This is a genomic window from Kaarinaea lacus (assembly GCF_975902315.1).
This window is the reverse complement of sequence record NZ_CDLKIE010000348.1, coordinates 1-6,837: the sequence shown is the minus strand read 5'-3', so window position 1 is coordinate 6,837 and position 6,837 is coordinate 1. Positions and strand designations below refer to the sequence as shown.

Here is a 6,837-nt window from a genome sequence, read left to right as displayed (position 1 = left end):
GCCGCCAAAGGCGGAGGTGGGATCAGTCTGGAATGCGCGGTTATAGGCCTGCAAGATATTTTCATCTATGGCTACACCGCAGGGATTAGCATGCTTCACAATAACACACGCCGGTTCATCAAATTGTTTTACACACTCCAGGGCTGCGTCTGTATCTGCAATATTATTATACGATAGTTCTTTACCCTGAATCTGTTTACTGGTGGATACGCTCGCTTCCTTAGGGTTGTGCTCCACAAAAAAAGCAGCGTTTTGATGCGGATTTTCGCCATAGCGCATGTCCTGCATTTTCTTGACCTGGAAATTGAAAGTGTTTGGGAAATTCTTTTTCTCGCCTTTATCGGAGAGTTGCCCCAAATAGTTAGCGATGGCGCCATCATATTGAGCGGTATGTTCAAAGGCTTTCACTGCTAAATCGAAACGGCGCTGCGTTGATAACTCGCGTTGATTTGTACTGAGCTCGTTTAAAATATTGGCGTAATCGTGACAATCCACCACAACAGCGACGGATTCATGGTTCTTTGCGGCTGCCCGCACCATGGTGGGCCCGCCTACATCGATGTTTTCAATGGCAGTGGCAAGATTGCAGTCTGGTTTCGCGATAGTTTGTTCGAAGGGGTAGAGGTTTACGACTACCATATCAATAGGCAGGATTTTGTGCTCTATCATTGTGTCGTCGTCTACACCGCGCCGTCCCAAAATACCGCCATGAACTTTTGGGTGCAGGGTTTTTACCCGGCCATCCATCATTTCCGGAAAGCCCGTGTAATCAGAAACTTCTTTGACCTTAATATTGTTGTCGGCTAATAGTTTAGCAGTGCCGCCGGTAGAGAGGATTTCAATGCGAAGATTCACCAGGCCTTGCGCAAATTCCACAATACCTGTTTTGTCGGAGACGCTAATTAGTGCTCGTTTCACCGCAGTCATAATTCTTATTATTCCATCCTAGTTGGTCACCCTATTATATAAGTACATGGACGACTAATCACTATATTGGCATTCTAATACAAACGACAATACCGGCAATTCACCATGAGAATACATCGGTTTTGTGACTACCATGGAATAGAGCGATCTGGGAATTCTAAATGTACCAGACAAAGAAGCCCGGTACGGTTATACGTTTTTGGCGTTATCTGAGCTTGAGGCCTGTTATTATTCTGTGCCGGCTTAAAAGCTTATTGGCGCTTGTAGGTTACTCCGGCAAAACCATGCACTCCCTTGGGTAAAGGAGCACAAGCTTTTGCCGGACCAACCAGTAAGCGCCAAATATTTTAGTAACAAGCTAACGGCAGAAAGTAACCGCGTATTGCACTACGCGGATTATTTAATGTCGTATTGTTTCAGTTTTTTACGCAAAGTACCGCGGTTTAAACCTAAAACGATAGACGCTTTGCTTTGATTTCCCCGCGTGTATTCCATTACTGACTCCAGTAATGGGCGCTCAACTTCTTGCAAAACTAGCTGGTAAAGATGTGCAGGCTCATGACCTTCCAAATCTTTATAGTAGTTTTGTAAGACTTGTTTAATGTGGTCAGCTAAGGATTGGCCGCTAGCTTCGACGGTTTCTTGTTTTTCAAGTGCTGAGGGTAGCTCAGTAGTCATGCTGCAAGTTCCTCTCGCATCATCAGTTTATCGAAAAATTCCTGCGTTAATTGTAATTGTTCCTCCACGGTATCAACTCGATTCACCATCTGGCGAAATACAGCACCATGCGGGTGTCCCTTGCTGTACCATGAGATATGTTTCCGTGCCACGCGAACGCCTGTGTATTCTCCATAAAAATCATAAAGATTACCTAAATGCTCGAGTAGTATGTTGCGAACTTCTGCAACACCCGGCTCAGGTAGCTTTTCCCCGGTCTCTAGAAAATGTTCTACCTCCCGAAAGATCCAGGGTCGGCCCTGTGCCGCACGTCCGATCATAATGCCATCAGCGCCAGTATATTCCAATACGTATTTTGCTTTTTCTGGTGTGGTTATATCACCATTAGCAATAACAGGAATTGTGACAGCTGACTTTATCGCAGCTATTGTCTCGTACTCGGCATCACCTTTATATCCACAAGCGCGGGTGCGACCGTGGATGGAAAGTGCCTGTATGCCCGCGGATTCGGCGATGCGGGCGATACGTGTTCCATTTCGGTGCGGCTTATCCCAACCGGTGCGGATTTTCAAGGTAACCGGTACATCAACTGCTGCAACAACGGCATCCAATATACGATTAACCAGGGGTTCGTCTTGCAATAACGCAGATCCCGCCATGACATTACATACTTTTTTCGCGGGGCATCCCATATTGATGTCAATAATCTGTGCGCCGTTATCAACATTATAACGGGCCGCCTCAGCCATCATTTCTGGATCTGCACCTGCGATTTGAATAGACTTCGGTTCAACTTCGCCGTCATGGTTGGCTCTACGTTTTGTTTTTTCGCTTCCCCAGAGCAAGGAATTTGATGAGACCATTTCAGATACCGCAAGGCCCGCACCCATTCTTTTACATAATTGACGAAACGGTCTATCAGTAACGCCTGCCATAGGCGCCAACACGAGATTATTCGCAAGTTGATAGGGTCCAATTTGCATCACTATATGTTTGTATCTAGGGGGCTAAAAAACGGAAGTCAAATAATACTCGCTAACCGAAGAGGGATAAAGTCATTCTGGCGATTTTTTGAAAGTTTTTTAGTTTTGTGAATTCTGCCCTTGACGAATCAGGAAAGACTTGTTATGTGCCGGATTATATTGAGAAAAAGTCAAATTCAAAGTTAACAGCATTTTTTCCTGGGTCGACAATTTCCAGTTCAATCTGGATGGGAACATTGGTTTCCATGCCTTTCTCGACACTCATGTTGGAAGGTAAGTAGTCCTTGGGATTAAAATTCCGCATCGCTACCTTTTCTCCATTCATGTCGGAAAAGTTCAGTTGCAGGCCAGGGTATGGCTGCGTAAATGCGGCGTTATTGATGATAGTTGCGCTAACCAACAAGGCTTTCTTGGATTTAGGGTGGCTTCGAATATCCTGTCCTAGTAATTCAATTTGTCCGATATCTATCTGCAGTGAGAGTTCGCAGCTGGCATGTTTGCAAAAAAACTCCACCCATGGTCTAAATTGGCTAATTTGTCCTAATTCGTTGTGTTTGAAATAAATGGTCTGTCCAAGGAATACAAGCATCAACATTAAGCTGCCAAGTCCCCAGGTAATCATCGAGCGATAATGCGCAGGGTGGATGGGCTGCTCTTCCTGAAAGTCCTCCAGCAATTGTTTAGGTATAGCGAGCGTGGGAATATTATTCTCAATGACCATATCTGGCACGGGGCCAGGATCTGGTTCAGCAACAACTGGTTGTGATACCTTAGTAGATTTTTTTGATTTCGCTTTTTTGTTTGCAGTTTTCTTTTTAGGTTTTGATTTCTTCTTGGTGGACTTTTTGTTGCTGGAAGATTTGTTTCTAAATTCACTAACGTCCGGTTCTTCGGTTGGTGGTAAGTCCAGTTCCGAAAAATTAAATTCTTCTTCATTGACGTTCGTTGACTTTGGTTTGCTGATTTTAGCGGACTGTTTTTCTGCAGGTTGTTCATCAGCTACAAAGGAGTCTTCCATTGAATAGTCTTCGACGAGATGCGAAGCGTCGATAGCCGGCGTAATGTCCTCGTCACCACTCATCCCGTATTGAATTGGGCTGTCTTCCTGGCTGATGACCTGTTCTTCATCGATATCTATTTCAATTTCATCCACTGCTGCCAGGGCTTCATCAAAATTGATGTGTTTTTCCTGTTTTTCCGCCAGATCCTGCGCCAGTTCGGAAATTGCTTCTGTATCAGGTTCGTCACGATTTAAATCAGGTGCTGTTGAGTTCCTGCTTTCTATCGGGGCGTAGCCTCGTTTCGCCTGCGCCTGGCGCTGTAATTGGGTCACATAGCTTTTTTTACTTTGTGACAGGATTTTCTGTGATGACTGGTTCAGAGCCTGAATCGCTTCAATGGCGTTACTTAGCTTGCTTTGCGCATTCGCAGCTGGTCGATTTCCCGTTGGCTGTGGTTTAGGAGCAGGCTGGGTAGTCGGCTTTGAATTATTTGAGGCGCCAGTGCTCGAACCTTGAGGTGGTTTCTCGCTCAGGTTACCCAGGGCACTAAATACATTGCTGCACTGACCGCATCGCACATTACCTTGTGCGACTTTTAGATGATCTGCGGTTACCTGGAAATAGGTTAAACACTTGGGGCATTGAGTGTACATATATAATCAGAAACTTGAGTTACTTTCCCTAGTCCATTTGATCGGCAGCTATTCCACGACCATTAGTAAAAATATCATGCTGTTGGTGACAGTATTGTGAAGATCAATATTATAGCTCGAAATCAAATATAGCTTTAAGCGCTTAAATGCGGCGCATATCCAGGCGAATCCAGCCCTCATTTTGAGCACTGGATTCCAGTTTGAAATTTGTACAATAAGCCTCCAGAACAAGGTCTCGTTGTTCGGTGAGAATTCCCGACAAAACAGCCTTGCCGCCTGCTGTAGTTTTGGCTGCCAATAAAGGAGCCAGTGAAATCAGAGGATTTGCCAAAATATTGGCCAGTATGATATCTGCTTGAAAATCAAGAGCTTCGTCAGCTGCTAGCAGGTGTATTTTGGTATCCACCTGGTTTTTGATGGCATTATCCCGTGTGGCAAGGAGCGCCTGGGGATCATTGTCTATAGCCCATACCTCTTTGGCACCCAGTTTCAGGGCGCCAATCCCTAAAATGCCTGATCCACAACCAAAATCGATAACGGTTTCTTCTCCATGTATATGTTCGTCCAGCCATTCCAGGCAGAGGGCTGTGGTTGGGTGAGTACCCGTACCGAATGCCAGGCCGGGATCCAGCAGAATATTCACAGCCTCGGGCTCCGGTGGAGATTGCCAGCTGGGACAAATCCAGGTTCGACGTCCAAATCGCATGGGATGAAAATGTTTCATCCATTCACGTTCCCAGGCTTTATCTTCCACGGATGATGCCCGCCATGGGGGTAATATTTCAGGGTCAATAGCCTTTCGAATTAGATTTGCCAGTGAATCGATATCGGTGGCAGCATCGAACAATCCCGTCACGATCACCTGTTCCCAAAGCGGTGTTTCACCAACACCAGGTTCAAGTAGCGGCTGGTCCGCGGCATCTTGTAATGTGACCGATGCAGCACCTGCAGCGCTTAGCGCTTCGGAAATTATCGTGGACAGATCTTTATCGCAATCAAAACTGATTTGAATCCAGGGCATGCTATGTAGTGGATCAATCTGGTTTGGTTGGCGCCATTAAAACAAACAATAGACTTGCAGCTGATTACAGTCCCAGTTTCTTTTCCAGGTAGTGAATATTGGTGCCACCCATTTGAAAACCATTGTCTTTAAATAATTCCTGATGCAAGGGAATGTTGGTTTTAATACCTTCAATAACGCATTCATTCAGTGCCATTAACATACGGGCGATTGCCTCTTCACGATTTTCACCACGTACTATTAATTTACCAATCATGGAATCGTAGTAGGGTGGAACGCGGTAGCCACGATAGATGTGCGAGTCGACGCGCACGCCCAGCCCACCAGGTGCGTGGAATTCGGTGATAGTTCCCGGTGATGGCATGAAGGAGTTGGGGTCTTCTGCATTGATTCGGCACTCCATCGCGTGCCCGAAGATTGTTATGTCTGATTGTTTGTGAGCCAGTGGTTCGCCGGCAGCCACCCGGATCTGTTCTTTGACAATATCAACACCGGTGATCATCTCGGTAACGGGGTGTTCCACCTGAACACGGGTATTCATCTCAATGAAATAGAATTCCCCATTTTCATACAGGAACTCAAAAGTACCCGCTCCTAAATAACCTATGTCTATACAAGCTTGCGCGCAACGACCACCTATTTGATCACGTAACTCCTGAGTAATGCCTGGAGCAGGTGCTTCTTCAATGACCTTTTGGTGGCGACGTTGCATTGAGCAGTCGCGTTCACCAAGATGAATAGCATTGCCATGTTTGTCTGAGAGAACCTGGATCTCTATGTGACGCGGATTTTCCAGAAACTTCTCCAGGTATACGACGTCGCTGCCAAAAGCAGCTTGCGCCTCACCCTTGGTTAAATCAATGGCGTTAAGTAAGTTGGCCTCGCTATGTACGACGCGCATACCCCGGCCACCACCACCAGCTGCTGCTTTTACAATGACAGGAAAACCAATCTCTTTTGCTATACGTAAAGTCTCATCTGGATCGTTGCCTAGTGGGCCGTCGGATCCAGGTACGCAAGGCACACCGGATTTTTTCATGGCCTCGATGGCGGATACTTTGTCACCCATTAAACGAATGGTTTCAGAACGTGGTCCGATAAAGGTAAAACCACTTTGTTCCAGGCGTTCAGCAAAGTCGGCATTTTCTGCAAGAAAACCATAACCGGGATGTATGGCCACCGCGTCGGTAACTTCAGCAGCGCTGATAAGTGCGGGTATATTCAGATAGCTATCCACAGATGGCGCGGGACCAATGCAAACAGATTCATCAGCCAGGCGTACATGTTTTAAATCGCTATCCGCAGTGGAATGCACCGCAACGGTTTTGATTCCCATTTCCTTGCAGGTGCGCAGGATGCGCAGTGCAATTTCACCTCGATTAGCAATGACAATTTTATCAAACATAAGTCGCGAATAATTAATTGTTCAGTTTTACGATTTGTAGGGAGTTACAGATTCTATTCGATGACGAAAAGTGGTTGACCGTATTCAACCGGATGCTCATTTTCGACAAGAATAGACTTCACCACACCGGCTTTGTCGCTCTCAATTTGATTGAGCAGCTTCATGGCTT

7 protein-coding genes are annotated in these 6,837 nt (G+C 46.0%); all 7 read right to left on the bottom strand.

Annotated features, from left to right (window positions below; genetic code table 11):
• Positions 1 to 927 (bottom strand): bifunctional phosphoribosylaminoimidazolecarboxamide formyltransferase/IMP cyclohydrolase (gene purH, locus ACWVCM_RS11295; RefSeq protein WP_455201858.1); only part of this gene is annotated, 927 nt, incomplete at its 3' end.
• Positions 928 to 1,323: 396 nt separating this feature from the next.
• A complete protein-coding gene (gene fis, locus ACWVCM_RS11290) occupies positions 1,324 to 1,605 on the bottom strand; it encodes a DNA-binding transcriptional regulator Fis (RefSeq protein WP_455201857.1) in 282 nt (93 codons plus the stop codon).
• Positions 1,602 to 2,588, bottom strand: coding sequence for a tRNA dihydrouridine synthase DusB (gene dusB / locus ACWVCM_RS11285; protein ID WP_455201856.1), 987 nt, complete (start codon positions 2,586 to 2,588; stop codon positions 1,602 to 1,604). The genes fis and dusB overlap by 4 nt, the downstream gene beginning before the upstream one ends.
• Before the next feature lie 154 nt (positions 2,589 to 2,742).
• Positions 2,743 to 4,242, bottom strand: a complete 1,500-nt coding sequence (locus tag ACWVCM_RS11280) for a zinc-ribbon and DUF3426 domain-containing protein (protein ID WP_455201855.1) — start codon at positions 4,240 to 4,242, stop codon at positions 2,743 to 2,745.
• Between the two features lie 142 nt (positions 4,243 to 4,384).
• On the bottom strand, positions 4,385 to 5,263 hold the full coding sequence (gene prmA, locus ACWVCM_RS11275; protein ID WP_455201854.1) for a 50S ribosomal protein L11 methyltransferase: 879 nt from the start codon (positions 5,261 to 5,263) through the stop codon (positions 4,385 to 4,387).
• A 64-nt stretch (positions 5,264 to 5,327) separates the two neighbouring features.
• Entirely contained in the window at positions 5,328 to 6,668 is a 1,341-nt protein-coding gene (gene accC, locus ACWVCM_RS11270; RefSeq protein ID WP_455201853.1) for an acetyl-CoA carboxylase biotin carboxylase subunit, read from the bottom strand.
• 53 nt (positions 6,669 to 6,721) lie between these two features.
• On the bottom strand, positions 6,722 to 6,832 hold the full coding sequence (locus ACWVCM_RS11265; protein ID WP_455201859.1) for an acetyl-CoA carboxylase biotin carboxyl carrier protein: 111 nt from the start codon (positions 6,830 to 6,832) through the stop codon (positions 6,722 to 6,724).
• Positions 6,833 to 6,837 lie beyond the last annotated feature (5 nt).

Coding starts and splice junctions, on each gene's coding strand:
- fis (WP_455201857.1), bottom strand. CDS start 1,605: ATGACTACTGAGCTACCCTCAGCACTTGAAAAACAAGAAACCGTCGAA.
- dusB (WP_455201856.1), bottom strand. CDS start 2,588: ATGCAAATTGGACCCTATCAACTTGCGAATAATCTCGTGTTGGCGCCT.
- ACWVCM_RS11280 (WP_455201855.1), bottom strand. CDS start 4,242: ATGTACACTCAATGCCCCAAGTGTTTAACCTATTTCCAGGTAACCGCA.
- prmA (WP_455201854.1), bottom strand. CDS start 5,263: ATGCCCTGGATTCAAATCAGTTTTGATTGCGATAAAGATCTGTCCACG.
- accC (WP_455201853.1), bottom strand. CDS start 6,668: ATGTTTGATAAAATTGTCATTGCTAATCGAGGTGAAATTGCACTGCGC.
- ACWVCM_RS11265 (WP_455201859.1), bottom strand. CDS start 6,832: ATGAAGCTGCTCAATCAAATTGAGAGCGACAAAGCCGGTGTGGTGAAG.